General features: G+C 51.4%; 20 protein-coding genes. 2 read left to right on the top strand and 18 right to left on the bottom strand.

Features of this window, described 5'->3' with window-relative positions; genetic code table 11:
• From mukB to cmoM, 4 genes are read right to left on the bottom strand one after another with little or no spacing between them, the layout of a single operon-like run.
• A complete protein-coding gene (gene mukB, locus HEN33_RS07920; RefSeq protein ID WP_176263453.1) occupies positions 1 to 4,461 on the bottom strand; it encodes a chromosome partition protein MukB in 4,461 nt (1,486 codons plus the stop codon).
• Positions 4,461 to 5,165: a chromosome partition protein MukE gene (mukE, locus tag HEN33_RS07925; protein ID WP_001295347.1), complete on the bottom strand. Its 705-nt coding sequence runs from the start codon at positions 5,163 to 5,165 to the stop codon at positions 4,461 to 4,463. The genes mukB and mukE overlap by 1 nt, the downstream gene beginning before the upstream one ends.
• The gene (mukF, locus tag HEN33_RS07930; RefSeq protein ID WP_001288847.1) at positions 5,146 to 6,468 is read right to left on the bottom strand and encodes a chromosome partition protein MukF; all 1,323 of its coding nucleotides are present in this window, start codon (positions 6,466 to 6,468) and stop codon (positions 5,146 to 5,148) included. Before mukF ends, mukE begins: the two co-directional genes overlap by 20 nt.
• Entirely contained in the window at positions 6,465 to 7,250 is a 786-nt protein-coding gene (cmoM, locus tag HEN33_RS07935) for a tRNA uridine 5-oxyacetic acid(34) methyltransferase CmoM (RefSeq protein ID WP_001360537.1), read from the bottom strand. Before cmoM ends, mukF begins: the two co-directional genes overlap by 4 nt.
• A gap of 135 nt (positions 7,251 to 7,385) precedes the next feature.
• Between cmoM and elyC the strand changes: the two genes are divergently transcribed.
• Complete coding sequence (gene elyC, locus HEN33_RS07940) at positions 7,386 to 8,165, top strand: envelope biogenesis factor ElyC (RefSeq protein ID WP_176263452.1); 780 nt, start codon at positions 7,386 to 7,388, stop codon at positions 8,163 to 8,165.
• On the opposite strand, the gene HEN33_RS07945 is transcribed toward elyC, so the two are convergent.
• The 14 genes from HEN33_RS07945 to HEN33_RS08010 all read right to left on the bottom strand — a co-directional run bounded on the left by HEN33_RS07945 (position 8,142) and on the right by HEN33_RS08010 (position 24,017).
• Positions 8,142 to 9,035, bottom strand: a complete 894-nt coding sequence (locus HEN33_RS07945) for a YcbJ family phosphotransferase (RefSeq protein WP_000436922.1) — start codon at positions 9,033 to 9,035, stop codon at positions 8,142 to 8,144. The two genes, elyC and HEN33_RS07945, sit on opposite strands and share 24 nt — an antisense overlap.
• A 153-nt stretch (positions 9,036 to 9,188) precedes the next feature.
• Complete coding sequence (kdsB, locus tag HEN33_RS07950; protein ID WP_000011611.1) at positions 9,189 to 9,935, bottom strand: 3-deoxy-manno-octulosonate cytidylyltransferase; 747 nt, start codon at positions 9,933 to 9,935, stop codon at positions 9,189 to 9,191.
• Positions 9,932 to 10,114: a protein YcaR gene (gene ycaR, locus HEN33_RS07955; RefSeq protein ID WP_000350058.1), complete on the bottom strand. Its 183-nt coding sequence runs from the start codon at positions 10,112 to 10,114 to the stop codon at positions 9,932 to 9,934. The genes kdsB and ycaR overlap by 4 nt, the downstream gene beginning before the upstream one ends.
• A 51-nt stretch (positions 10,115 to 10,165) precedes the next feature.
• Complete coding sequence (ycaQ, locus tag HEN33_RS07960) at positions 10,166 to 11,398, bottom strand: crosslink repair DNA glycosylase YcaQ (protein WP_176263451.1); 1,233 nt, start codon at positions 11,396 to 11,398, stop codon at positions 10,166 to 10,168.
• Between the two features lie 36 nt (positions 11,399 to 11,434).
• Positions 11,435 to 12,421 (bottom strand): tetraacyldisaccharide 4'-kinase, encoded by a 987-nt coding sequence (gene lpxK / locus HEN33_RS07965; RefSeq protein ID WP_176263450.1) that lies wholly within the window; start codon positions 12,419 to 12,421, stop codon positions 11,435 to 11,437.
• On the bottom strand, positions 12,418 to 14,166 hold the full coding sequence (gene msbA / locus HEN33_RS07970; RefSeq protein ID WP_000551273.1) for a lipid A ABC transporter ATP-binding protein/permease MsbA: 1,749 nt from the start codon (positions 14,164 to 14,166) through the stop codon (positions 12,418 to 12,420). Before msbA ends, lpxK begins: the two co-directional genes overlap by 4 nt.
• A gap of 36 nt (positions 14,167 to 14,202) precedes the next feature.
• On the bottom strand, positions 14,203 to 16,467 hold the full coding sequence (locus HEN33_RS07975; RefSeq protein ID WP_176263449.1) for a ComEC family protein: 2,265 nt from the start codon (positions 16,465 to 16,467) through the stop codon (positions 14,203 to 14,205).
• A gap of 205 nt (positions 16,468 to 16,672) precedes the next feature.
• Positions 16,673 to 16,957, bottom strand: coding sequence for an integration host factor subunit beta (ihfB, locus tag HEN33_RS07980; protein ID WP_000167336.1), 285 nt, complete (start codon positions 16,955 to 16,957; stop codon positions 16,673 to 16,675).
• A gap of 159 nt (positions 16,958 to 17,116) precedes the next feature.
• A complete protein-coding gene (rpsA, locus tag HEN33_RS07985; RefSeq protein WP_000140327.1) occupies positions 17,117 to 18,790 on the bottom strand; it encodes a 30S ribosomal protein S1 in 1,674 nt (557 codons plus the stop codon).
• Positions 18,791 to 18,900: 110 nt separating this feature from the next.
• Entirely contained in the window at positions 18,901 to 19,584 is a 684-nt protein-coding gene (gene cmk, locus HEN33_RS07990) for a (d)CMP kinase (RefSeq protein WP_000125016.1), read from the bottom strand.
• Between the two features lie 172 nt (positions 19,585 to 19,756).
• Entirely contained in the window at positions 19,757 to 20,521 is a 765-nt protein-coding gene (gene ycaL, locus HEN33_RS07995; RefSeq protein ID WP_001353317.1) for a metallopeptidase YcaL, read from the bottom strand.
• A 162-nt stretch (positions 20,522 to 20,683) separates the two neighbouring features.
• Positions 20,684 to 21,967: a 3-phosphoshikimate 1-carboxyvinyltransferase gene (aroA, locus tag HEN33_RS08000; protein WP_176263448.1), complete on the bottom strand. Its 1,284-nt coding sequence runs from the start codon at positions 21,965 to 21,967 to the stop codon at positions 20,684 to 20,686.
• 70 nt (positions 21,968 to 22,037) lie between these two features.
• Positions 22,038 to 23,126, bottom strand: coding sequence for a 3-phosphoserine/phosphohydroxythreonine transaminase (gene serC, locus HEN33_RS08005; RefSeq protein WP_000057129.1), 1,089 nt, complete (start codon positions 23,124 to 23,126; stop codon positions 22,038 to 22,040).
• A 198-nt stretch (positions 23,127 to 23,324) separates the two neighbouring features.
• On the bottom strand, positions 23,325 to 24,017 hold the full coding sequence (locus HEN33_RS08010) for a DUF421 domain-containing protein (RefSeq protein WP_176263447.1): 693 nt from the start codon (positions 24,015 to 24,017) through the stop codon (positions 23,325 to 23,327).
• 129 nt (positions 24,018 to 24,146) lie between these two features.
• Between HEN33_RS08010 and ycaO the strand changes: the two genes are divergently transcribed.
• The gene (gene ycaO, locus HEN33_RS08015; protein WP_176263446.1) at positions 24,147 to 25,907 is read left to right on the top strand and encodes a 30S ribosomal protein S12 methylthiotransferase accessory factor YcaO; all 1,761 of its coding nucleotides are present in this window, start codon (positions 24,147 to 24,149) and stop codon (positions 25,905 to 25,907) included.
• Positions 25,908 to 25,999: the final 92 nt, after the last annotated feature.

The following is a 25,999-nucleotide window of genomic DNA, read 5'->3' on the forward strand; positions in this document are numbered from 1 at the left end:
TTAACTCGCCTGGGAAGGCGCTTCGTCAGTTCCTGGAAGCGTTTCAGGGAGTTGCGGTGCAAAACCACGCAGACCGACTACGTGAACGTGTTCGGTATTCTGGAAGACTTTACGCACCAGTTTATAGGTGGTGCCTTTTTCCGGGCTGATATTTTCCGGCGCTGCGATGATGAGCTGCATTTGCAAACGCTCACACAATTCAAACAGCGTGGCGATGGAACGGGCGTCCAGTCGCGCTGCTTCATCGAGGAACAGCAGGCGGCAAGGAGAGATATCTTTACCGCGCAGGCGGCGAGATTCATCTTCCCAGCTTTGTACCACCATCACCAGAATCGACATACCGGTACCAATCGCCTCACCGGTCGACAGTGCGCCAGACTCCGCGCGCAACCAACCATCGGAACCACGGTTAACCTCAACTTCCATTTCCAGATAGTTGCGGTAATCCAGCAGTTCTTCACCGATAGTCTGCGGCGTGCGCTGCCCCATATCAATCTGCGGGTTAAGACGTTGATACAGTTTCGCCAGCGCTTCCGAGAAGGTCAGGCGGTTGCTGTTAAACAGATCCTGATGTTGCTCATGCTGTTCAGAGAGCACATCCAGCAGCATGGCGTGCGTTTCACGCACGTTCACGTTGAGACGCACGCTGTTCACCTGGCCAAACGATACGTTCTGCAAACCCTGGTTGAGCATACGGATACGGTTCTGCTCGCGCTGAATGGTTTTGCGGATGATGTTCGCCACGCTGCGAGAACTGATCGCCAGTTTCTGTTCGCGGGAGGTTAACTCTTCGGTCAGACGGCTAAGCTCGATCTCCATCTGTTCGATAGCTTCCACCGGATCATCGGTACGAATAATATCCTGACGAATACGTTCACGCAGATGCTGATAAACCGCCACGAAGAACTGAATTTTACGTTCCGGACGTTTTGGATCTTCCGACATCCGCAGCACGTCGCGCAGATGTTCGTTATCCGCCACCGCCAGACGCAGCGCACCTAACGCCTTATCCGACATGGAACGCAAATCATCAGCGGAGAGATAAGCCAGCTCACGACGGTGTAAGCGGCGCTCAACGCCGTTATCTTTCACCATGCGCATCACTGCACACCAGCCCGCTTTCGCGGTCACTACCTGCTCGCGCATCTCAAAGTAATCCCGCTCCAGCTTGCGCAGTTTGCGGGTCAGGTTGTCCATCTCTGCTTCGCAGAAGGTAAGCGCTTTTTCCAGTTGATTGCGGCGTGAACGGTTATTGCTCAGTTGCGCGTGCAACTCGTCACGGCGAATACGTGCCCGCTCTTCTGCCCCGCTATCAGCACGCACGCCGATATCCTGCAATTCACGTTGCAGATCGTTAAGTAGCTCTTTTTTGGTGTCATACGAACTTTTCAGCGAAGCCAGCACCTGGTTGTACTGATTCAACTGCGCTGCGTGTCCGCGCAACGCTTCACGAGCGCGGGTACGCTCCGCTTCCGCCTGTTCCAGACGTTCACGCAGTTTTTCGTTGAGATCGCTGTTACCGCTAAGCATTTCTGCCGAGTCAGAGTAGCTAAAGTGCGCACGACGCTGCACCACTTCCGTCAGGGCAAACGCCTGCTGACGGGCATCGCGCTGCATCTGCTGAGAGTACGCGTAATCTTCTTTTAACTGTTCGAACTGTTCCGGGTCACTCTGCAATACCGAAACGATCGGTTCCAGTTTCGCCAGTTGATTGCCAAACTGCTGAACAAAACGCGCGGCTTCCTGGGCTTCATCCAGACGTTCGCGGATTTCATCGACGCGATCTGCCAGGCTGTCATCAGCCAGCAGGTTAAGACGCGGCAGAATGCGGTTCAGCGCCGTAACACCCTCTTTCGCCTGTTCAAACTGAATACGCTGCTGCTGGTTATCATTTTCATGATTACTCAACGCCCGCTCCAGTTCGACGCGACGGCTGTTCAGTTGACGGATTTCTGCTTCCGGATCAGACTCAAACGCTACCGCCAGATGGCTACCAATAAAGCGGCTGAACGCCTGATGCAGACGCTGGGTTTTCTGTACATCAAAGGAGAGCGTGGCGAAGCGTTCGGAAAGCACTTCACGTTCCGCATGGAGGCTTTCAATACGGCTTTCACGCGCCGCGCGTCCAAACAGCGGCACTTCCGGGAAACGTGAATAACGCCACTGACGATCGGCGATTTTCACCACTACCGCTTTTTCCAGCTCATCAACGCTGAACACGCTGTCATCGAATGACTGCGGATCCCCTTCGATCAGATAGAGATCTTCCGGGCAATCGGTCAAGCCTTCCAGATGCTCGGTTACCTGTGACAGATCTGGCACCACGATGGCGTGGCGTGACGGGCCATACAGCGCTGAGAAGTACGGCGCATCTTCCAGGCTAACGTCGTCATAAATTTCTGACAGCAGCACGCCGCCAAAACGCTCCGCCAGCGCATTCAGACGCTGATCTTCAGAGCCGCCAGGCTGGCTTAAACGTTCGATTTCTTCATCGACGGCGTTTTTGCGCGCGCCTACTTCATCGCGTTCAACAATCGCCTCGCGCTCACGCTCCAGCAACTGTTGCAGATATTCGGTGACGTCCTGGCTGGAGGAGAACTCTTCGCCGCACTGTTCGCTCAACTGGTTGAGACTGTTTTGCGCTGCCAGCCAAACCGGTGCACGCTGCATCAAACTCTGAATGCGAGACTGCAGCTGTTCCTGCTCCTGACGCAGTGCCATCCGCTCTTCTCGGGCGTTAGAGACGCTATCGGAAAGAGAGGCAATGCGTGCTTCCAGCTCCTGATGCAGAGCTTCCAGTTCATCAATATCAAAATTCTTGCCCTGACGTTTGCAGAAATCTGCCAGCAGACGCTCAGCTTCTTGCTGTTCACGCAGACGCTGTTCCAGTTCGCTTAAGCGCATCCGCAACGGCTGAACCTGCTCTGCCAGGTGACGCTGATCGACCCCTTCGCGCAATAGTTCGCGAGCGACATCCCACGCCTCGTTACGCGCCAGCGGGCCGTTGATTGCCACCACCAGCTGATAAGCCTGCTCAAACTGGCTGTGCGCGGTTTGCGCCATGCTCATTTTCTGCTCAAGAGAGAGCATTTTTTCAGTCGCTTCCAGCTCTTTCGCCTGGAAGGTTTCCAGCCATTCGGCGGCGCTGTCGGCGGTTAAGTCCGGCAGATGGCACAGTTCTTTGGCACGATTAAGCGCAGCAATCGCCTGGTTATACTGGATCGCGCGCGTTTGCTGGACGTCCAGCGCCTGCTGGTAGTCAGCAAGCTGGCTTTTCAGCTCGTCCACTTCCAGTTCGGCAGCTTCCGCACGAGCCTCGTTCTCTTCCTGGCGTTCGATGGCTTCTGCCACCACTTCGTTTTGCTCTTCCAGACGGATCTGCAGCTCATCGAGATCCGCTTCGTAGCGTTCGATCTTCTCCTGCTGACGTAGTGCGGTTTGCACCAGGTTCAGGTGATCGCTGGCCGCCTGATAATCCGCTTCCAGATCGCCTTCGGCACCGTTGTGCTCAGCCAGCTCACGCGCCATATCGACATGCTTGTACTGCTCTGCCGCCAGTTGCTGACGCGAAGTGTGAAGCTCACGACGAAACTCCAGCGCTTTATCCAGGTGAACACGGCGCTCGTTGGCGTGGCGCATGTAGTCCGCCGCCACGTAGTTAGTCGCTTCGCTGATCAGATGCTTGAACAAGTCACGGTCAGACTGGGTAACACGAATCGCTTCCAGCGTCATACGGTTTTCACGCAGCGCCGCTTCCATGTCCTGAAACGCTTTACGCACGCCGCTATTTTCTGGCAACAGGTAGTCGCGCAGAGAACGGGTGATGGCGCTGGAAATCCCGCCGTACAGCGAAGCTTCAATCAGACGATAGAATTTACTACGATCAGACGCTGAGCGCAGACGACGTGCGATGATGCCCAGATCGAACATCAGCGAGTGGTAATCGGTAATGGAGTTGAACTGCTTAAACTGCACGCCTTCCATCGCCTCGAGCTTGTCTTTCAGCTCGTTAAGCGGCAGCACGCGCGCCTGGCGTTCGTTCAGAGTTTCGGTCACCAGTTGTGTCGGCTGCACCGACATCGGCAAGCCCTGAATGGCAAACGGTTTGATATCCACTTTACGATCGCGTCCGGCAACCTGTTGCAGACGCACACCGACCACTACGCGCTGGTGGCGCGAGTTAATGGTGTCGAGCATCGAATAACAGACACCCGCTTTCAGCTTACCGTGCAGACCTTTATCGCGCGAACCGCTGGTGGCCCCGGCTTCCGTGGTATTACGGAAATGCAGCAGGGTCAGGTCGGGGATCAGCGCCGTAACGAACGCCGCCATGGTAGTAGATTTACCCGCACCGTTACCACCGGAGAGCGTCGTAACCAGCTCATCGAGGTCAAAAGTTCGGGCAAAAAAGCCGTTCCAGTTAATCAGCGTCAGTGAGCGAAATTTACCGCGTTCAATCATTATTCTTCCTCTCCGCTATCTGGCTGATTCTCTTCGGTTTCATCGTTGAGTTGCAGATGATTTTCAATCGGCATTGCTTCGCCATCACGAATCAGGCGACGCTGTGCTTCACGGGGATCGTCGCCAGCACGCACATCGGCTCCGAAGCGGAACACCGATTCGGTAATGCGGAACTTGCTGCTGTCGTGGCCCATAAACCACACCATGCCTAAACGACGCAGACGGTTGAGCGAAGAACGTACTTTCTCCTGCAACTTCTGCCGGTCAACGTCTGAACCGGTTGAACGGTTGTTCACCAGTTTCAGCAGTTTCGCTTCATCGGCCAGGGTGAGCAGTTCATCGTACAGTTCCTGCTGGGTGAAAATCCCCTCATTCGCCAGCCGTTCCGGGCTGAGATAAAGATAACAGAGGATTTTCCCGACCATCATATCCAGTTCCGACAAGACGGAACGAGGGATCAGCGTGGTGGAACGTGGGCGTAAATAGAAGAACCCCTCCGGTGCGCGAATAAGCTCAACGTTATAACGCGCGTAAAATTCTTCCAGATATTCCTGAAAATCCATCAGGAATGCATGATTATCCAGTTCGTCAAGGCCAATATGGCGGCCTGAACGTAAGGCGCTATCCAGCGCCGGAAATAACGGATTCGCCAGCGCCTGCGCCAGCTTAACCGGCATCACTTGTTCAATATTTGTCGATGACATGCGCCTGTACCTTGGCTCCGTAATCATTAATCGGCTGCCATTTCGCTGGCAGTCCGGTGAAATCTGCTTGCGCTACGCCGAGGCGTACCGCCTGATCAATAACAATGCGCGCAACGTCAAAGTGACGCGCACGCGGATACTGCGCCAGATATTCGCGTACCACCAGACCAAGATCCAGCGGCACTTGTCTGGTTTTGTACACGGCAAGTTGTTCTTCGATGATCGCCGCCAGCTGTTCGCGGATCTCATTAAACTCTTCGTACTCCAGATCCTCAGGAAGTTCCCCAGTCACTTCTTCATCGCGCAATGCCATCTCTTCGTCACGCATATCCAGCAGACGATCGGCATTGGCATAAGTTAGCGCCCACGGCTCATCAAAATAGGTTTGTACCGACTGACGTAACCGCTGAGCAAAGACGCGATTTTTATCCATATCGATAGCGGTACGAATAAATTTGTGTACGTGGCGGTCGTAGCCAATCCATAAGTCGATGGATTGCTGGCCCCAGCTGATAATACGGTCGAGCTTGCTTTGCAGATCGAACACCAGACGATCGACGAAATGCAGATCATCATGAGTCATCGTCGCATCCTGAATGCGTAACAGATTAGCCTGCAATTTATCACCTGCCGCTTCCAGCGTATCCTGCAATTCACGCAGCGTTCCGGAAGTTTCTGAAAGCAACAATTCGCAGCTGGAAATCGCCGCCCGCCAGTCTTTGTTCAGCAATTGGGCGATATCATCTTTCACCTGCTGCTGCTGTTCGTCCATCAGACGTTGCGTCAGGTCGATGCTGTCGAAAATTTCTGCTACCGAATATTTCAGTGGCGCATAGACATTACGGTGCCAGTGAAACTCATCACCGCCCTCTTCGGCGGCATCTGCCGCGCGTTTCAGTTCGCCCGCCACAATCGACAACTGCATAGAAAGGCGCAGCGTCGAAAACTCGCGCTGACGGATGTAGTAATCGGTAATACCGATGCCAAGCGGCGTCAGACGGTAAATTGCGTTCCCTTCAGCCTGCTCGCTGGTAAAGCGGTTCAGCAGACGTTGACGAACCATGTCGTTGATCGCGTTGTTGGCGCGCACGCCGATGGTTTCGCTGGTTTGCTCAAACGCATCACTCACATGGCGGAATGCATCCACCAGCTCGCCTTCGCTCATCTCACCATCCAGACGCTCGCCGTTCAGCGTGGCAACCGCCAGCAGAAAAGAGAGTCGGTCTACCGGCAGCGAGATGGAGAAGTCATTTTTTCTGGCCCAGGCAACCAGTTCGGGGACTGTCTGGGAAAATTCACTCATACTTTATCCTTGCTCTGCGGTTTGCGCGCGGTGACATGAATATAACGCCCCAGGGTAATATACGGTTCCTGACGGCAATAACGCGTTTCTAATTCAAGTAATGCTTCATAGCAGTCGCGCTGCTGGTGCTTCTCGCGCAGATAATCATGAAACACGCGAACGCCGGTCTTACCCATAATTTGCCAACCAGCTTCTTCCAGCCACAGATAAACCTGCGCCGGGTCGCGTGGATAATCTGGCGAAAGCGTCCGTTTTTTCTTTTTCGGCATTCCCGCCTGCACGTAATCAAAATTCCCTGCAACCATGTTATGCATCAGCAAGCCGTGCGCATTGTAGAACATTAACGACAACACACCGCCTGGACGTAACACTGACCACAGGGTCTGCAATACGCTGCGGGGATCGGCCACCCACTCGAGCACCGCATGGAACAATATCAGATCAACGGGCGTTTCCAAATGCGAAGCAACATCCTGAGCGGCGCAATGTATAAATTGCATGTTGTCGCTCACACCTTTTGCTTCTGCCGCCTGTTTTGCGCGGTCGATCATCTGCGCTGAAAGATCGCATAAAATGACCTGATGCCCACGCTCGGCCATTTTGATTGCGGTCTGCCCTTCTCCACCGCCAGCATCCAGCACACGCAGTTTTTGTGAGCCCATTTCCGCCAGCACGCGATCGAGATCCTGCCACAGAATAGCCTGTCGAAGCTGCCCTTTGGTGGTGCCGTAAATGTTACGGGAAAACTTTTCCGCAATATCATCAAAATTGCGATCCTGCATTGCTTTCTCCACCGGTTGGCTAAGACGTTTTCTGATAAAGACGCTATTTTGTCACAGCCACGGCGAGAATGAACCCGTCTGGTGTAATATCGCTGGCGATCCCTTGCTATATGGTCAAAAAAGGAACCAGAAAGGATGCTTTTCACACTGAAAAAAGTGATTGGCGGTATGCTGCTGCCACTTCCGCTGATGTTGTTGATTATTGGCGCTGGCCTGGCGCTGCTGTGGTTTAGCCGTTTTCAAAAAACCGGGAAGATTTTTATTAGCCTTGGGTGGCTGGCGCTCTTGTTATTGAGTTTGCAAGCGGTAGCCGATCGCCTGCTGCGTCCCATCGAAAGCACCTATCCGACATGGAATAATTCGCATAAAGTGGACTATATCGTAGTGCTCGGAGGTGGTTATACCTGGAACCCACAATGGGCACCGAGCTCGAATTTAATCAATAACAGTCTGCCACGTCTGAATGAAGGTATCCGCTTATGGCGCGAAAATCCGGGATCAAAGCTGATCTTCACGGGAGGCGTAGCAAAAACCAATACGGTGGGTACAGCCGAAGTAGGTGCAAGAGTTGCGCAATCGCTGGGTGTCCCTCGCGAGCAAATTATCACCCTGGATTTGCCAAAAGATACCGAAGAAGAAGCTGCGGCAGTGAAACAGGCAATTGGTGACGCACCTTTCCTGCTGGTGACCTCCGCATCACATCTGCCGCGGGCGATGATCTTTTTTCAGCAGGAAGGGTTAAATCCGCTACCAGCCCCGGCGAATCAGTTGGCCATCGACTCGCCGCTTAATCCGTGGGAACGGGCAATCCCTTCTCCGGTTTGGTTGATGCATAGCGACCGCGTTGGCTATGAAACGCTTGGCCGGATCTGGCAGTGGCTGAAAGGTTCGTCAGGCGAGCCACGGCAAGAGTGATTTTGATGCCAGATCGAAGTTACGCCGACTAAATCGTCCGGTGTTGACCAGTTGCGCAACTTCATCCCATAACACATACAACCAACGCCGCCAGATGAACGACTCCGCCACTGGCGCGCGTTGCAGATAACTCCAGAGCAAATCTTCCGCCAGAGAATTATCCATTAGTCGGAACAGTTCGTATTCTCGCGGTGCCCAAAGCATTAGTCCCGGTCCGACCATCGCCAGTAACTGATCGCTGCGCGAATCTTTCAGCATGCTGCGTAAACAGAAGTTACCGTGAATCAGCACACAATTGTCGTTAAAGCCTTCAAATAATGCCGGGAGACATTCACGGGTGCGAAACAGGATCCGCTTATCTTGCATCGTTAGACCGGTGTTATTGAACTGATTGAGCGTAGTCCATAGCACTTCAACATGTTGCCGGTACCATGAGGGCCAGAAATTTTCCTGAGTATTGTCGACCGCGCCGACGCAACCACGACTGTCCTGACGGTGCCAGGCCAGTAAGGCTTCAACGATTTGGTCTTTGAGTTGTTCCCAGCGTTCTGGTGTTCGGGCTGGAGCCTCCACCGAAACACCACGCATCCGCTCCAGTAGCAGGACATCGGGGCCGGGGTGTTCTTCATGCGTCATCACACCATAAATAGTCGGCATACGGACAGTCCCACTTCTTGCCAGCATGGTGGTTTTCCATGCCAGCTGTCGGGCTTTTCCGGGCGTACTAAAGCTTCTTGCCATTAACGGCATTGGGTTTCCCTGGCTGTCATACAAAGCCCACAACGCCGTATCCGCTTTTTCATTGACGCACTCAATACGACTGAGTTTTTCGCCCAGTAAATGGCTTAATTCGGCACGCAGCTGTTCCATTCAGATTACCCTCATAAAAGCTACTGCTTTCATAATGAGCGCCAATATAAAAGATGTCACCTGAATGAGATCAATTGTTGAAAAGAAAAATTGAGGAAAATCGTAACGGTACGACACTCCTCCCAAAATTGGCTGGAGTGTCGCGAAGTGAAATTAGCGCATTTCAGCGCGAACGCGCTTGAGATCTTCAGGGGTATCCACACCTGTACCAGGAACTTCCTGGGCGACAGCAACGTGGATTTTTTCGCCGTACCACAGAACACGAAGCTGCTCTAACATTTCGATATGTTCTAACGGACTTGGCTGCCAGGTAACATAACGACGGATAAAGCCTGCTCGGTAGCCATAAATACCAAGATGACGCAGGAAGTTATCGCCTACGGTTTCAAGGTCTTTTGCAAAACGATCACGATCCCACGGAATGGTGGCGCGAGAGAAGTACAGTGCGTACCCTTCGGCGTCGAGAACCACTTTCACCGCATTCGGGTTAAACGCTTCTTCCGCATTGTGGATTGGCACCGCCAGAGTCGCCATACCCACCTGACGCTGAGCGAGGTTATCAGCAACCTGACGAATGATTGTCGCAGGGATCATCGGTTCATCACCCTGCACATTAACGATCACCGTGTCGTCGCTGAATGCGCATTTTTCGACAACTTCCGCCAAACGTTCTGTACCTGACTGATGATCGGCGCGCGTCATACATACTTCGCCGCCAGCGGCTTCAACAGCGCGGGCAACATCCTCATGATCGGTTGCCACGATGATGCGCTCGGCACCTGATTCGCGCGCGCGTTCAAGAACATGAACAATCATGGGTTTGCCGTTAATATCAACCAATGGTTTACCGGGCAGACGCGTGGACGCGTAGCGCGCGGGAATAATGACCACAAAACTCATGATTTACTCTCATCAGCAGTCAGCACGCGGGCTTCCGTTTCCAGCAACACTGGAATGCCATCGCGCAGCGGGAAAGCCAGGTTGTCCAGTTTGCAAATAAGCTCTTGTTTTTCCTGGTTATACCAAAGTTTTCCGTTGCAAACCGGGCAGGCAATGATTTCAAGCAGACGATGATCCATAGTTCCTCCAGATGGATCGGGTTATGAATGCATAAATCTTATCATAATCATTTATGCGACGGGGTCTATTTCCCAGCCGGTGCGGAAATCAGTAAAGAGACCTTGCGGGCAGCGTCCTAATGTCACCCGCGTTGCCTGCTGCCAGTTAGCGAAATCAGTAATCGCCTGACGTAACCCTTTTTGCAGCGTTGTCGTTGGTTTAATGCCTTCCTGTAACCACAGAGAGATAACTTCAAGGATGCCTGTCTGGCGATGCATTTTGGCATCCATTCGCCCAACTAATTGCCCACGATGTAATAACGGCAGAACAAAATAGCCATACTGGCGTTTCGGCGCTGGGGTATAGCACTCCAGCCGGTAGCTAAAATCAAAAAGCTGCTCCGCGCGTTTGCGATCCCAGACAACAGGATCAAAAGGCGAAAGTACCGCGCTGTGCGTTGCAGTGAGCTTTCCGGCGAGCGCGCGTTCGAGTAGCGGCAGCAAATCAGCATGCAGCCAAAGATTGCCCAATTTTTCAACATGCACAGCAATGATTTGCTGCTGTTCAGCCCTCGCTTCGCGCCAAGCCGCCAGTGCCGGACGTTTCAGCCGATAGTAATCTGCCAGCCACTGTTCGCGGAATATACCCAGGCTACGCGCACTGTTATCCAGCATGATGATTTCTGCTTCTGTTTGCGAAACGAGATCGCGCTCATCATCCCAGTCAGGCATGACACGGTGGGTTAAATCATAAACGCGCTGGAAGTTGCGCCGTTCAATCACCATCACCTTTCCGGCAGTAAATAAACCTTCCAGATGCCGTTTATGCGGCTTCCATTCCCACCAGCCGCTTGCACCTTTACGAGAATGCTCGAAATCGGCTGAACGTACCGGCCCCTTATCATGAATATGTTGAATTAACTGTGCAATTTCTGCCGCATGTTCCTGCATCCAGGCGTCTTTGTATTTCCAGCCCATTTTTTCAGGTGCCAGCATGCGGTGGCGAATAAGACGAAAATCGCTACGTGGCATAAAGCAGGCTTCATGCGCCCAGTATTCCATTAATTCGCCACGCGCCAGAGACTCATCCAACCACTGCGCAGGATAATTTCCCAGACGACTGAAAAGCACCAGATATGGGCTACGGGCAACAATATTGATGGTATCAATTTGCAGCAAGGACATGCGGGAAATCGTTGCCAGAATATCTTCCAACGACGCTCGACGGCGGGGTTTGTTTAACAGGCCTTGCGCAGCAAGGTGAAGATTACGCGCATCAGCAAGGGAGAGGTGCGGCAGCGACATTCATGACTCCATCAATCGAACGCTGCCGCGGCGTAACTAGTTGCCAGAAGCCAGCGAGGTTAGTTGCGCAAGCAGTTTCGCTGGTTCATCGCCTGAAAGCTGTGCGTCAACAGGCAAATACCACCAATTTTCATCTGCAAAGGCCCGGCATTTCACCGCATCTTTTTCAGTCATTACTAGCGTTTGCCCGTCGCTTACCAACGCGCTGACATCCTTATAATTCAAAGACTGATGATCGGCCAGTGGTACACATTTTTCCGGTTGTACGCCGCACATCTTCAGCGTGGCAAAAAAGCGCGGCGGATGCCCAATCCCCGCCATCGCCACCACATGTTCAAGTTGAGCAACGTCACAACGCGTACCGGTACGTAAATTCACCGCCTGCCCCGGCAGCAGATGCATGGGGATTTCACCGCTGCGGGGGACACCGCCGTTGACGATTACCGCATCAACCGACTTTAAGCGCCCCGCTCGCTCACGCATTGGCCCCGCCGGCAACCACCAGCCATTGCCAAAGCGACGCACGCCATCAATAACGACGATTTCCACATCACGCGCCAGACGATAATGCTGTAAACCGTCGTCGGTTACGATGATCTGCACATCAGGGTGTTGCGCCAGAATGGCTTTTACCGCATCAGAACGCACGGGAGAAACCGCAACAGGCGCGCCAGTGCGTTGATAAATCAGCACTGGTTCATCACCCGCCTGTGCTGTGGTGGTATCTACCGACAATAACAGCGGATAAGATTCAGCCTTACCGCCATATCCCCGGGACACGACTCCCACGCGAATACCGCGCTGTTGCAACTGTTCCACCAGCCAGACAACGACCGGAGTTTTTCCGTTGCCGCCTGCGGTGAGATTACCAACCACGACAACCGGTACGGGGGCACGCCAGGCGCGCTTCAATTTTAGTTTATAGCTAAGACGGATCGCGCCACTTATCAGGCCATACAACCAGGAGAGTGGCAGCAATAGCCGCCACAAAGGGGATTCACCAGACCAGATTTTTTCGATCATTGGCCAAACTGCATTTTGTGAAGTTGCGCGTAAACGCCACGGTGCTCAAGCAAATCGTTATGAGTACCGCGTTCCACAATGACACCATCCTCGACAACCACGATTTCGTCTGCTTTTTCAATAGTAGACAAACGGTGGGCAATCACCAGAGAGGTACGGTTTTTCTGCAACTCATCCAGTGCCGCCTGAATCGCACGTTCAGATTCGGTATCCAGCGCCGAGGTAGCTTCGTCCAGAATCAGAATCGGGCTATCACGCAACAAGGCTCGAGCGATGGCAATACGCTGACGCTGACCGCCAGAGAGCAGCACGCCGTTTTCACCAATCACTGTATCGAGACCGTTATCCATCTTATTGATGAAGTCCATGGCGTAGGCCATACGCGCCGCTTCTTCAATTTGCTCACGGCTGTACTGTTCTGTCCGTGCGTAAGCAATGTTGTTGGCAACCGTATCGTTAAACAGATGGACATTCTGCGACACCAGAGCAACCTGGTTACGTAAAGACGCCAGGGTATACTCGCGCAGATCGTGACCATCCATCAGGATTTCGCCTTCATCAATATCGTAAAAACGTGTGATTAGGCTGGCGATGGTTGATTTACCTGAACCAGAGCGTCCAACCAGAGCGACCGTTTTTCCTGCCGGAATTTTCAGGTTGATGTTACGCAATGCGGGTACATCACGTCCCGGATAAGTAAAGGTGACATTGCGGAATTCTACGTCACCAGTCGCACGTTCGAGCACACGCTTACCTTCGTCTTTCTCCTGCTCACTGTCCAGAATGGTAAACAGCGTCTGACAAGCCGCCATACCGCGCTGGAATTGGGCGTTAACGTTGGTCAGCGATTTCAGCGGACGCATCAGCGCAATCATTGAAGAGAAAACAACGGTAATCGTACCGGCAGTCAGGCTATCCATGACGCTAGGGAAGCTCGCCGCATACAGAACAAACGCCAGCGCTAAAGAGGCGATCAACTGAATGATCGGATCAGAGATAGAAGAGGCTGAAACCATTTTCATCCCCTGAAGACGCATTCGGTTACTGACTTTGTCGAAGCGTTTGGTCTCCACCTCCTGACCACCAAAAATCAATACTTCTTTGTGGCCCTTCAGCATCTGTTCTGCGCTGGTGGTCACCTGACCCATGGTGTTCTGCATGTTTTTACTGATGTTGCGAAAACGCTTCGATACGACACGAATCGCAATCGAAACAATCGGTGCCAGCACAATTAAAATGATCGACAGTTGCCAGCTGTAATAGAACATCATGATGAACAGGCCGATGATCGACGCACCTTCACGCACAACAGTAATCAGTGCGCCGGAAGAAGAAGAAGCAACCTGTTCGGAATCGTAGGTGATACGCGACAACAGCGTACCCGTTGACTGTTTGTCAAAAAATGAAACGGGCATTCCCATCATGTGACCAAACAGGCGGCGACGCATGGTCATTACCACCTTTCCTGATACCCAGGAGATACAGTAGCTGGAAACATAGCTGGTGATACCACGCAAAATCATCAGCCCGATCACCACCAGCGGCATCCACACCAGCACGGAGCGATCTGTTTTACCAAAGCCATCATCAAGAAGTGGCTTAAGGAGCGATAACATGAAGGTATCGCTGGCTGCGTTGAGGATTAACGCTACGCCCGCCACGATCAGACCCGCTTTAAAAGGCGCAATGGTTGGCCACAGTCGGCGGAACGTCTGCCACGTAGAGAGATCTTTGTCGTTATGCATTCAAAAAACCAGCATTTGTTGAAATAGCCGCATATTCTACCCGTTATCCACTGGCACGCCAAACCACTGATGATACCAACGAGGTAAAATTTGCTCTCTGAGGCTGCTAATCCGCCAGCCTTGCGCTGAAAAATTGACCGTTATTTGACCCTGATGTGGAGTATCAAGCCACTTATAACCCTGTTGTTGATAGCGATGTTTAACTTTGCTTGAGGGCAGTCGCCATGCGTTATAGCGCGATGCCGATGCGAGTGCCACTTTTCCATTCACTCGCTGAATTAATGGCAACGATGATGAGGTATTACTGCCATGGTGAGGTACCTGAAGTAATGTTGCCTGCATTTGCTGCCAGTAACGGCTTAGCATCTTTTGTTCAGCGGGGGCTTCAATATCACCGGTTAGAAGAATGCTATTCGTCCCGTCATCAATCTTAACCACACAGGAATGGTTATTTCCTTTATCGTTGCTACCTTGTAAAGGCCAGTGCGCGCTGAAACGCAATCCTTGCCATTGCCACGCTTCGCCACGCACACAGGGCTGATGATGTTCCCAGTTTAACGGACTTCGGATCCATAACATCGGCCATGTGTGCAATATTGAGTCCAGCCCTCCCCGGTGATCCAGATGTTCATGACTCAAAATAACGCCTTCCGGTTCAAGATTATGCCAGTGGAGCCAGGGGATAATCAGTTGTTGCCCACTATCCCCTTCGGGCCAGGCCAGTCCCGTGTCATAGAGAATCGCTTTGCCGTTTCGCGCAATGACCATTGCCAGCCCTTGCCCGACATCAAGCATGTACACTTGCCACTCGTCAGGTCGAGGTTTTTGCCACAGCGGCATGCACATCAGCAAGCCTACAGCCACACACATTGCTGGCAACGTTCGCCAGGCGTTTAATCGCCATACCACCAGTAAGAACCATGGGGAAAATGATAGCCATTGCCAACGTTCAGCAATGTTGATCCACCCTTCTGGCAAACTCTTTAACCCCCAGAAAAGCAAAGCCAAAGACCGGTCGGCAAGAAACCATACTCCTTGCTCCACGATTAACGGCCCGCTTAAATGCATAACCATCGCTGCGAGGATCAACGGAACCGTGATAAATGTCACCAGGGGAATTGCAAATAGGTTTGCAATAAACGAGGTCAGACTAATGCCATGAAATATGACGATTTGCACAGGCATTAGCAGGAGCGTGATTCCAAGTTGTAGATGGATGAGGGAAACAACCGAGCGCAATACTGGCGGCAGCTGCCACTCCGGACAGGGAAACCACTGATACCAAAAAATCAGCGCCGCTACCGCAGCGGCAGAGAGCCATAAACTTTGCGAAAGAATGGCAACAGGATCCATCAGCAAAATTGCCGCCAGACAACATATCCATACATCCCAGCCACTCCATTGTCGTCCACTTAACTTAAGCATTCCCCAAATGGCAAGCGCCACCACGGTACGCAATGCAGGAGGTTGCATTCCCGTTAGCCAGGCATAAAAAGCAGCACAGCAGATTCCACCAATTAATGGCATTTGCCAGTGGATCCAGCACCCAGGCAGAAATATTTGTCCACTGCGAATGAGTCCGGCAGCCAGTAACGCCGCAAAAGCGATATGCAGCCCCGATATCGCCATTAAATGCGCCGTTCCAGTATCACGCATGATATTTTTGATTTCTTTGGGGACGGATAACCGTTCCCCCATACCTAATCCAAGAATAACCGCGTTCCACATATAGGGTTGCAGCGTTGTTTGTAGTGACGCCAGATACTGTGCACGCAGGCTACAATTCGGTTCAATGACACTTGCCTGCAGAAAACGGCCGGTGAGCGGTTGATGCTGGGCAATGGCATAACGCTGGCTATCAAAGCCGCCATCATTAAGTTGACCATGAACTGCACGAACTTTGAGTTTCATTGACCATACTTGTCCGGCACAAACCGCTTGCGGAAGATATTCGCCATACAGTACGAGGCCTGGCGCAGGGAATATACGTCGACCTTGTAGATGAGTAATTTGACCGTAATGAGTGGTCATGCCGTCAGTAGCAATGATCTCAACAATTGCATCCTGCGTCGAGCCAGTTAAGGTTTCTCCTGCCCACAAAATTTGCTTTGCTGCTAATATGCCCCAAACGAAAAACAGCAACGTCAGCGCGATATAACGGACGGTTTTAACAGGGATAAATGCCAGTACACAGGCGAAGATAGTCAGAAGCGCAAGGGTTACTGTCCCTGGCAATTGGGGCAAAATCAGCAACGGAAAAATTCCGCAAATTATGCATACTCCGACTGTCGTTATTTTCATGCACCCTCCCTGTTTATAGAAAGTGTGCAACTTTGTTGAATGGTTGTCTGGTGGGAGTTTTGCGTTCCCCGAGGCACGTTCAGAAGAATTTAACGACAGGGTGAAAACTGCTCAAAACTCTGCGAGGCAGCTTCCAGTTCCAGATTAGAGAAATGAAAAAAGCACCCGACAGGTGCTTTTCTCGCGTTCAAGTTTGAGTAAAAACTTAACCGTAAATATTGGCGCGATCGCGCAGTTCTTTACCTGGTTTAAAGTGAGGAACGTATTTTCCTTCCAGTTCTACTTTATCGCCAGTCTTCGGATTACGTCCGGTACGTGGTGCGCGGTAGTGCAAAGAGAAACTGCCGAAACCGCGGATTTCAATACGCTCGCCCTGCGCAAGAGTCGAGGCCATATGCTCCAGCATCTCTTTTACTGCATCTTCAACCGTCTTGGCGGGAATGTGCGATTGCTGGGTGGCAAGTCTTTCTATCAATTCTGACTTGGTCATGATTCCTCCGGTTCCTTAAAGGCAAATTTAGCGGCTGCTGTTGCTGCATTGATTAAGGGCGGCCGTAGCCGCCCTTAGTGCTTGATTACAGGACGAAACCTGCAATCTGTCAAGTAAACTCAACAAACTTCGGAATAAAAATCCCGAAGAGTCAGAGAATTACTCGCCTTTAGCTGCTTTGAAAGCTTCAGCCATTGCGTTGTTGGAGAAGTTTGCATCTTCCTGTTTGTTAACAGTTGCGATTGCATCTTTCTCATCAGCTTCGTCTTTCGCACGAACAGACAGGCTGATTGCGCGGTTCTTACGATCAACGCCGGTGAATTTAGCTTCAACTTCGTCGCCAACGCTCAGAACCAGGGTAGCGTCTTCAACGCGGTCACGGGATGCTTCAGAAGCACGCAGGTAACCTTCAACGCCGTCAGCCAGTTCTACGGTTGCGCCTTTAGCGTCAACTGCAGTTACTTTACCGGTTACGATAGCGCCTTTCTTGTTCAGAGCAACCCAGTTGTTGAACGGATCTTCTGCGAGCTGTTTAACGCCCAGGGAGATACGTTCACGTTCTGCGTCAACCTGCAGAACAACTGCAGCGATTTCGTCACCTTTTTTGTATTCACGAACTGCTTCTTCGCCTGCAACGTTCCAGGAGATGTCAGACAGGTGAACCAGGCCGTCGATGCCGCCGTCAAGGCCGATGAAGATACCGAAGTCAGTGATAGACTTGATTTTACCTTCAACACGGTCACCCTTGTTGTGGGTTTCCGCGAACTGCTGCCACGGGTTAGCTTTACACTGTTTCAGACCCAGGGAGATACGACGACGTTCTTCGTCGATATCCAGAACCATAACTTCCACGACATCGCCAACGTTAACAACTTTGGACGGGTGGATGTTTTTGTTGGTCCAATCCATTTCGGAAACGTGTACCAGGCCTTCAACGCCTTCTTCGATTTCAACGAAGCAGCCGTAGTCGGTCAGGTTGGTCACGCGACCAGTCAGTTTGGTACCTTCCGGATAACGTTTAGCGATAGCTACCCACGGATCTTCGCCCAGCTGTTTCAGGCCCAGGGATACACGGGTACGTTCGCGGTCGAACTTCAGCACTTTAACAGTGATTTCGTCGCCCACGTTGACGATTTCGCTCGGATGCTTAACGCGTTTCCAGGCCATATCAGTGATGTGCAGCAGGCCGTCAACGCCGCCCAGATCAACGAATGCACCGTAGTCAGTGAGGTTCTTAACGATACCTTTAACTTCCATGCCTTCCTGCAGGTTTTCCAGCAGCTGATCGCGCTCTGCGCTGTTTTCGGATTCGATAACGGCACGACGAGAAACAACAACGTTGTTGCGCTTCTGATCCAGCTTGATTACTTTGAATTCAAGCTCTTTGCCTTCCAGGTGCAGAGTGTCACGCACCGGACGAACGTCTACCAGAGAACCTGGCAGGAACGCACGAATACCGTTCAGCTCAACAGTGAAGCCGCCCTTAACTTTGCCGTTGATAACACCGGTAACAGTTTCAGCATCTTCGTAAGCTTTTTCCAGCGTGATCCAGGCTTCGTGACGTTTAGCTTTCTCACGGGACAGCAGAGTTTCACCGAAGCCGTCTTCTACTGCGTCCAGAGCAACGTCAACTTCGTCACCTACCTGGATTTCCAGCTCGCCCTGGGCGTTTTTGAACTGCTCAGCCGGGATGGCGGACTCAGATTTCAGACCAGCGTCAACCAGTACTACGTCTTTGTCGATAGCAACAACAACGCCACGAACGATAGAACCCGGGCGGGTTTCGATTTCTTTTAAGGACTCTTCAAAGAGTTGAGCAAAAGATTCAGTCATGTTTAATCTTCAGGTTTATATTTAACGTCCACCTGGCTCCATGCCGGATGGGGTTGTTTAACATACCCGCTGTCATTCCATTGCAACGGGGGTACTGCAAATTCGGTCGCTTATGCGAGAGCCAATTTCTGGCGCGCGTATTGTAGCGCTTTTTCAATCACTTGCTCAATGCTTAAGGTGGTAGAATCCAACACTAAAGCATCGGCAGCCGGAACCAGTGGCGCTACCGCTCGGTTACGATCGCGGTCGTCGCGTTCTTTGATCTCGGCCAAAAGGCGCTCAAAGTTAACACTAAAGCCCTTCTCCTGCAACTGTAGCATGCGGCGATGCGCACGTTCTTCCGAGGAGGCGTCAAGGAAAATTTTCACTGGCGCATCAGGGAATACCACCGTTCCCATATCGCGGCCATCGGCAATCAAGCCTGGTAATTCGCGAAACGCGCGTTGGCGACGCAATAATGCTTCACGAACGCGTGGGAATGCCGCGACTTGTGAAGCAGCATTCGCCACTTCCTGAGTACGAATTTCGCCGCTGACATCTTCCCCTTCGAGGATCACTTCCAGATTGCCATTGGTCGACACAAAACGTACATCCAGATGGGATGCCAGCGGCACGAGCGCATCTTCCGATGCAACATCAACATGGTGATGTAATGCCGCCAGTGCCAGTACGCGATAAATTGCACCCGAGTCCAGCAGATGCCATTGCAACGCTTCCGCCATAGCCTTACACAAGGTGCCTTTCCCTGCACCGCTTGGGCCATCAATGGTAATAACCGGGGCAATTGCCGTCATCTTTATCTCCTTAAAACAGGCGTACCGTTAACATAACCGCGCGCATTATACGCGCCGACGCCACAAATCGTTAACGTTGTGTGCAAAAACCAGTTTTGTCTGTATTCAGATGGGGATTTATTGCGCAATTATAGCGGGCTGGCAGAAGACCAGCCCGAAAGATGACAATGATTTACTTACCAGAGGCGATACGATCACGGATGTGTTGCGCACGCTCTGTTGATGGTGGGTGAGAATCAAACATGGACTGGGTGCGACCGCCATCCAGGCTGGCCAGTTTTTCAAAGCTACCAACCAGCCCCTGGGTACTGATGCCACGTTTCTTCAACAGATCAAAAGAGAAATCATCTGCTTCGGATTCTTTATCACGGGAGTATTTAGCATTGATAGCGCCTTCTGCGATATCACCTAATTGTGAACGGGAAAGCTGGGAAGCCACACCGCTGGTAGCTGAAATGGCATCGCGTGCGGCCACGATCGCATAAGAAGCTTTCATTTCAGCCAGCGAGTGACCCAACGCGACGTGGCCCAGTTCATGACCCAGAACGCCTTCAATTTCGTTGTCGTTCATCATGTCCATCAGGCCACTGTAGACACGAACACAGCCGTTCGCCATCGCCCATGCGTTGACGTCGCTGGTCATATAAACCTTATAGTTGACCGGCGTGCCATTAATATTGTTACCCAATGCTTTGGCGATTTTTGCCAGACGTTTACCGTACTTGCTGGATTTACTTGCGACTTGATTGCCGCTGTCCATTTCGGCACAGCCCTGATTGGCAATCGCTTTTGCATCAGCATCGCTTAACGTTGCTGCTTTATAGGCATTTAAACCTGAGCTGATAGCCATATTGGTATCAATACCGTGGGTATTCTGACACCCTGTCAGTAAAGCTGCAGAGGCCGCAATCGCCAGCAGTAATTTAGTATTCTTCATGTGAATCATCCGTTGATTAATCATATATAAATATTATGTATCAATAACTTACATTGACAAACAACGCTACCATTAATCAAAATGACTCACAAGGTCCGAAAAAAAACGCCGGCAATGTGCCGACGTTTTGATAAAGAAAGATTTTTATCGCCCAATGTTCATTCAGGCTGGTTGGCTAATCCGCGCCAGCTGCTCGAAATAATCCGGAAATGTTTTGGCCGTGCATTTGGGATCAAGAATCGTCACTGGTGTATCTGACAACGCCACCAGCGAGAAACACATCGCCATCCGGTGATCATTGTATGTTGCGATCTCGGCAAAGTTCAGTTTTTCCGGTGGAGTGATACGAATGTAATCGTGCCCCTCTTCTACTTCCGCACCAACTTTACGCAGTTCTGTTGCCATCGCAAACAGGCGATCAGTCTCTTTAACACGCCAGTTATAGATATTGCGCAGCGTGGTAGTGCCTTTTGCAAATAATGCCGCCGTGGCAATGGTCATCGCCGCATCGGGAATATGGTTCATATCCATATCAATAGCGTTCAGTTCACCACGCGTGCAGGAAATATAATCATCGCCCCAGCTAATGGTTGCGCCCATTTTTTCCAGCACATCAGCAAAGCGAATATCACCCTGCATACTGTTGCGTCCAATACCGGTCACTTTTACAGTGCCGCCTTTGATTGCTGCTGCTGCCAGAAAGTAAGAAGCGGAAGATGCATCGCCTTCGACCAAATAAGTACCCGGAGACTGATAAGACTGCCCGCCTTTAACGACAAATTGTTGATAGTGCTGATTTTCAATTTCAACACCAAACGTCTTCATCAGATTGAGTGTGATGTCGATATAAGGTTTAGAAACCAGATCGCCTTTAATACGAATCACCGTATCTTCCGGCGCAAGAGGCGCAGTCATTAATAGTGCGGTGAGGAACTGGCTGGAAACAGAGCCATCAACGTCAACGTTGCCGCCAGTAAAGCCGCCCTGTAAACGCAATGGCGGATAATTTTCTTGTTCCAGGTAAGTGATCTTCGCCCCGCCCAGGCGTAGCGCATCCACCAGATGACCAATCGGGCGCTCTTTCATACGCGGCTCACCGGTCAGCACAATATCATTGCTACCCAGACAAAGAGCTGCCGCCAGCGGGCGCATTGCCGTTCCGGCGTTTCCGAGGAACAACTCCAGGGCACCTTCTGCGTGTAATGGACCGCCGTTACCGATAATTTCGCAACGCGTACGATCGGCTGAAAGCGTATAGCTTACCCCTAACGCTGCTAATGCATTCAGCATATGGCGCACGTCATCGCTATCCAGCAGATTGGTTAATACTGTTTTGCCGTGTGCTAATGCCGCCAGCAATAAAGCGCGGTTAGAAACGCTCTTGGAACCGGGCAGATTAATGGTGCCATCGACACGAGCGATGGGTTGTAACGTCAGGGATTCCATGAACTCAACTCTCTACAACAGAAATAAAAACCCCACAGGCTGGCTGTGGGGATTAAGCAAAATTTCGGCATTAGCCGTGACGGCGTTCGAACTCAATCATGAAGTCTGTCAGCGCTTTAACGCCTTCCAGAGGCATTGCGTTATAAATTGACGCACGCATACCGCCGACCACACGATGCCCTTTCAGGGCATGCAGCCCCGCAGCAAAAGACTCTTCAAGGAACAATTTGTCAAGCGCACTGTCCGCCAACTGGAACGGCACGTTCATCCGCGAACGGTTAGCTTTCGCCACGTCATTGCGGTAGAAATCGCTGTTATCAATCACCCCATACAGCAGTTCTGCTTTTTGCTGATTGATTTTATCCATTGCAGCTACACCGCCGTTCGCTTTCAGCCATTTAAAGACCAGACCAGACAGATACCAGGCAAATGTCGGCGGCGTGTTAAACATGGAGTCGTTATCGTTGAGAATGGAATAATCCAGAATCGACGGACACGCGATATTCGCTTTGCCCAGCAAATCTTCACGAACGATGACGATTGTCAGGCCAGCCGGGCCGATATTTTTCTGCGCGCCAGCGTAAATTACACCATAACGGCTGACGTCAATCGGACGGGAAAGAATCGTTGAAGAGAAGTCGGCTGCAACCACCACTTCTTTACCAAAGTCTGGCGTTTCGTCGATGGCGATACCATCGATGGTCTCATTTGGGCAGTAATGCATATAAGCGGCATTATCAGAGAGCTGCCATTCACGCATTGGCTTAACCGCACGAAGACCATCAACAGTCACTTTGGCGTCAAAGACATTTGGCTTGCAGTATTTTTTCGCTTCTTTAATGGCACTTGCCGCCCAGTAACCGGCATCAACATAATCTGCAGTGGTTTTATCACCAAGAATATTCAACGGTACTGCAGCAAATTGACCGCGACCACCGCCGTGGCAGAACAATACTTTATAGTTGGAGGGGATATTAAGAAGATCGCGAAAATCCTTCTCGGCTTCCTCTGCAACCTGAATGAACTCTTTACCACGGTGGCTCACTTCCATCACCGACGTACCAAGACCGTTCCAGTCGCGCAGTTCCTGTTGAGCCTGTTTAAGCACCTCTGCCGGTAGCATTGCCGGACCAGAACTAAAATTGAAGATTTGAGCCATTTCCCCTCACCACGTTGCGTTGCCATTAACCCACGGACAATCGATTGCGACCGCGGGTAATACATTATTCCTGTGGCTATCGGTTTTATCATTCAGTGGCGCGCATCGCAATGGGTAAAACAGTCGAGGGCAAAAATGCGGCACACGTCACACAATAGAATCTCTCGGATTATTGTCCAAAAACCGATTTTTTTGCTGTCAGGTCACCCGTTTAGCCCGACTTGCCTTCGTCCATTCTGGATTTGCACAGCGCGGACATAATTGTTTTTCCCCTGCGTTCATATGAATGATCTCACTGCAACGGATGCAAGCATAGTCCGCCGACTCAGGCACCACTTTGTAACGCTGAGTACAGTCACTGGGTAAAATAAGTAATCCCGGTTTGACCTTGTCATCTTCAAAGAAATAGACACTGATTTGCCCGTTGGTTTCGAGAATCGCCAGACGTACCTGCCCCAACTGCTCCACTCCACGCAGTCGCAGCTCCATAAAGAACTCAAATTCCGTCATGTTGGAGTTACTAAGTTTCGACCAGGCCAGCTCACCATCCTCAATAATGACAACCGGCTTGCCTTCCAGAAGATCCTCCAGTTTTTCACTGTGCGCCATCAACCACATTACCAGACGGTATAACAACGCCAGAGTAATAAAGACGATAAGCACCGGAACCATCGGCACATCATCATAAAACGCCACATCCCCCGCCGCTGACCCCAGCGTCAGAATGATTAACACTTCAAACAGCGACATCTGCCGCACACCGCGTCTGCCGGTCATTTTGAGGAATAAAAAGACCAGTACAAAGGTATAAAGACTACGTAGTGCAACTTCGCCAAGGAAATCAAAAGGCACTTTATCAAATGCCATACGGTGGAGATCGAATGCCTTCATTTTTATGCTCTTATCGTGGTTTATCCGCTAAAAGCATAGTCAACAGTTCATCTGCCTGGCGGCGGTGATAGCGCCTTTGAGATAAAACCCGTATTATTGCGCGCTTTCCGTACGACTAAAGTGATTTTCATGACGCAAACATTTATCCCCGGCAAAGATGCCGCCCTGGAAGATTCCATCGCTCGCTTCCAGCAAAAACTTTCAGACCTCGGTTTTCAGATTGAAGAGGCCTCCTGGCTGAATCCCGTGCCTAACGTCTGGTCTGTGCATATTCGCGACAAAGAGTGCGCACTGTGTTTTACCAACGGTAAAGGCGCAACCAAAAAAGCGGCGCTGGCTTCTGCACTCGGTGAATATTTCGAGCGTCTGTCTACCAACTACTTTTTTGCTGACTTCTGGCTGGGCGAAACCATCGCCAACGGTCCATTCGTGCATTATCCCAACGAAAAATGGTTCCCACTGACCGAAAACGACGATGTACCAGAAGGGCTGCTCGATGACCGTCTGCGCGCATTTTACGATCCGGAGAATGAACTGACCGGCAGCATGCTGATTGACCTACAATCTGGTAACGAAGATCGTGGTATTTGCGGTCTACCGTTTACGCGCCAGTCCGACAATCAGATCGTTTATATTCCGATGAATATCATTGGTAACCTGTACGTTTCTAACGGTATGTCCGCTGGCAATACCCGAAACGAAGCACGCGTTCAGGGGTTGTCCGAAGTTTTCGAACGCTACGTGAAAAACCGGATTATTGCTGAAAGCATCAGCTTGCCGGAAATCCCGACAGACGTGCTGGCGCGTTACCCAGCGGTGGTTGAAGCGATCGAAACACTGGAAGCGGAAGGTTTCCCGATCTTCGCTTATGATGCCTCGCTTGGCGGTCAATATCCGGTGATCTGCGTGGTACTGTTCAATCCAGCTAACGGTACCTGCTTTGCATCCTTCGGTGCACATCCTGATTTTGGCGTTGCACTGGAACGTACCGTGACCGAGCTGCTGCAAGGCCGCGGTCTGAAAGATTTGGATGTGTTTACTCCGCCAACCTTCGATGATGAAGAAGTCGCTGAACATACTAACCTCGAAACGCACTTTATCGATTCCAGCGGTTTAATCTCCTGGGACCTGTTCAAGCAGGATGCTGATTATCCGTTTGTGGACTGGAGCTTCTCAGGCACCACGGAAGAAGAGTTTGCTACGCTGATGGCTATCTTCAACAAAGAAGATAAAGAAGTTTATATTGCCGATTACGAGCATCTGGGCGTTTATGCTTGCCGCATTATCGTGCCAGGCATGTCCGATATTTATCCGGCAGAAGATCTGTGGCTGGCGAATAACAGCATGGGCAGCCATTTACGTGAAACGATTCTTTCACTCCCAGGCAGCGAGTGGGAAAAAGAAGATTACCTGAACCTCATCGAGCAACTGGATGAAGAAGGTTTTGATGACTTTACCCGCGTGCGTGAGCTATTGGGTCTGGCAACCGGGCCGGATAACGGCTGGTACACTCTGCGTATCGGTGAATTGAAGGCTATGCTGGCGCTGGCTGGTGGCGATCTGGAACAGGCTCTGGTCTGGACTGAATGGACGATGGAATTTAACTCATCAGTGTTCAGTCCGGAACGCGCCAACTATTATCGCTGCCTGCAAACGTTGTTATTACTGGCGCAGGAAGAAGATCGCCAGCCGCTGCAATATCTGAATGCGTTTGTTCGCATGTACGGCGCAGATGCCGTGGAAGCCGCCAGTGCGGCAATGAGCGGCGAAGCGGCGTTTTATGGCTTGCAACCCGTAGATAGCGATCTGCACGCGTTTGCTGCACATCAGTCGTTGTTGAAGGCCTACGAAAAGCTGCAGCGCGCCAAAGCAGCATTCTGGGCAAAATAAAATCAAATAGCCTACGCAATGTAGGCTTAATGATTCGTCTGAGTTATATTACGGGGCGTTTTTTTAATGCCCCGCTTTACATATATTTGCAT

Source organism: Escherichia sp. 94.0001, from assembly GCF_013369155.2.
GTDB lineage: Bacteria > Pseudomonadota > Gammaproteobacteria > Enterobacterales > Enterobacteriaceae > Escherichia > Escherichia coli_F.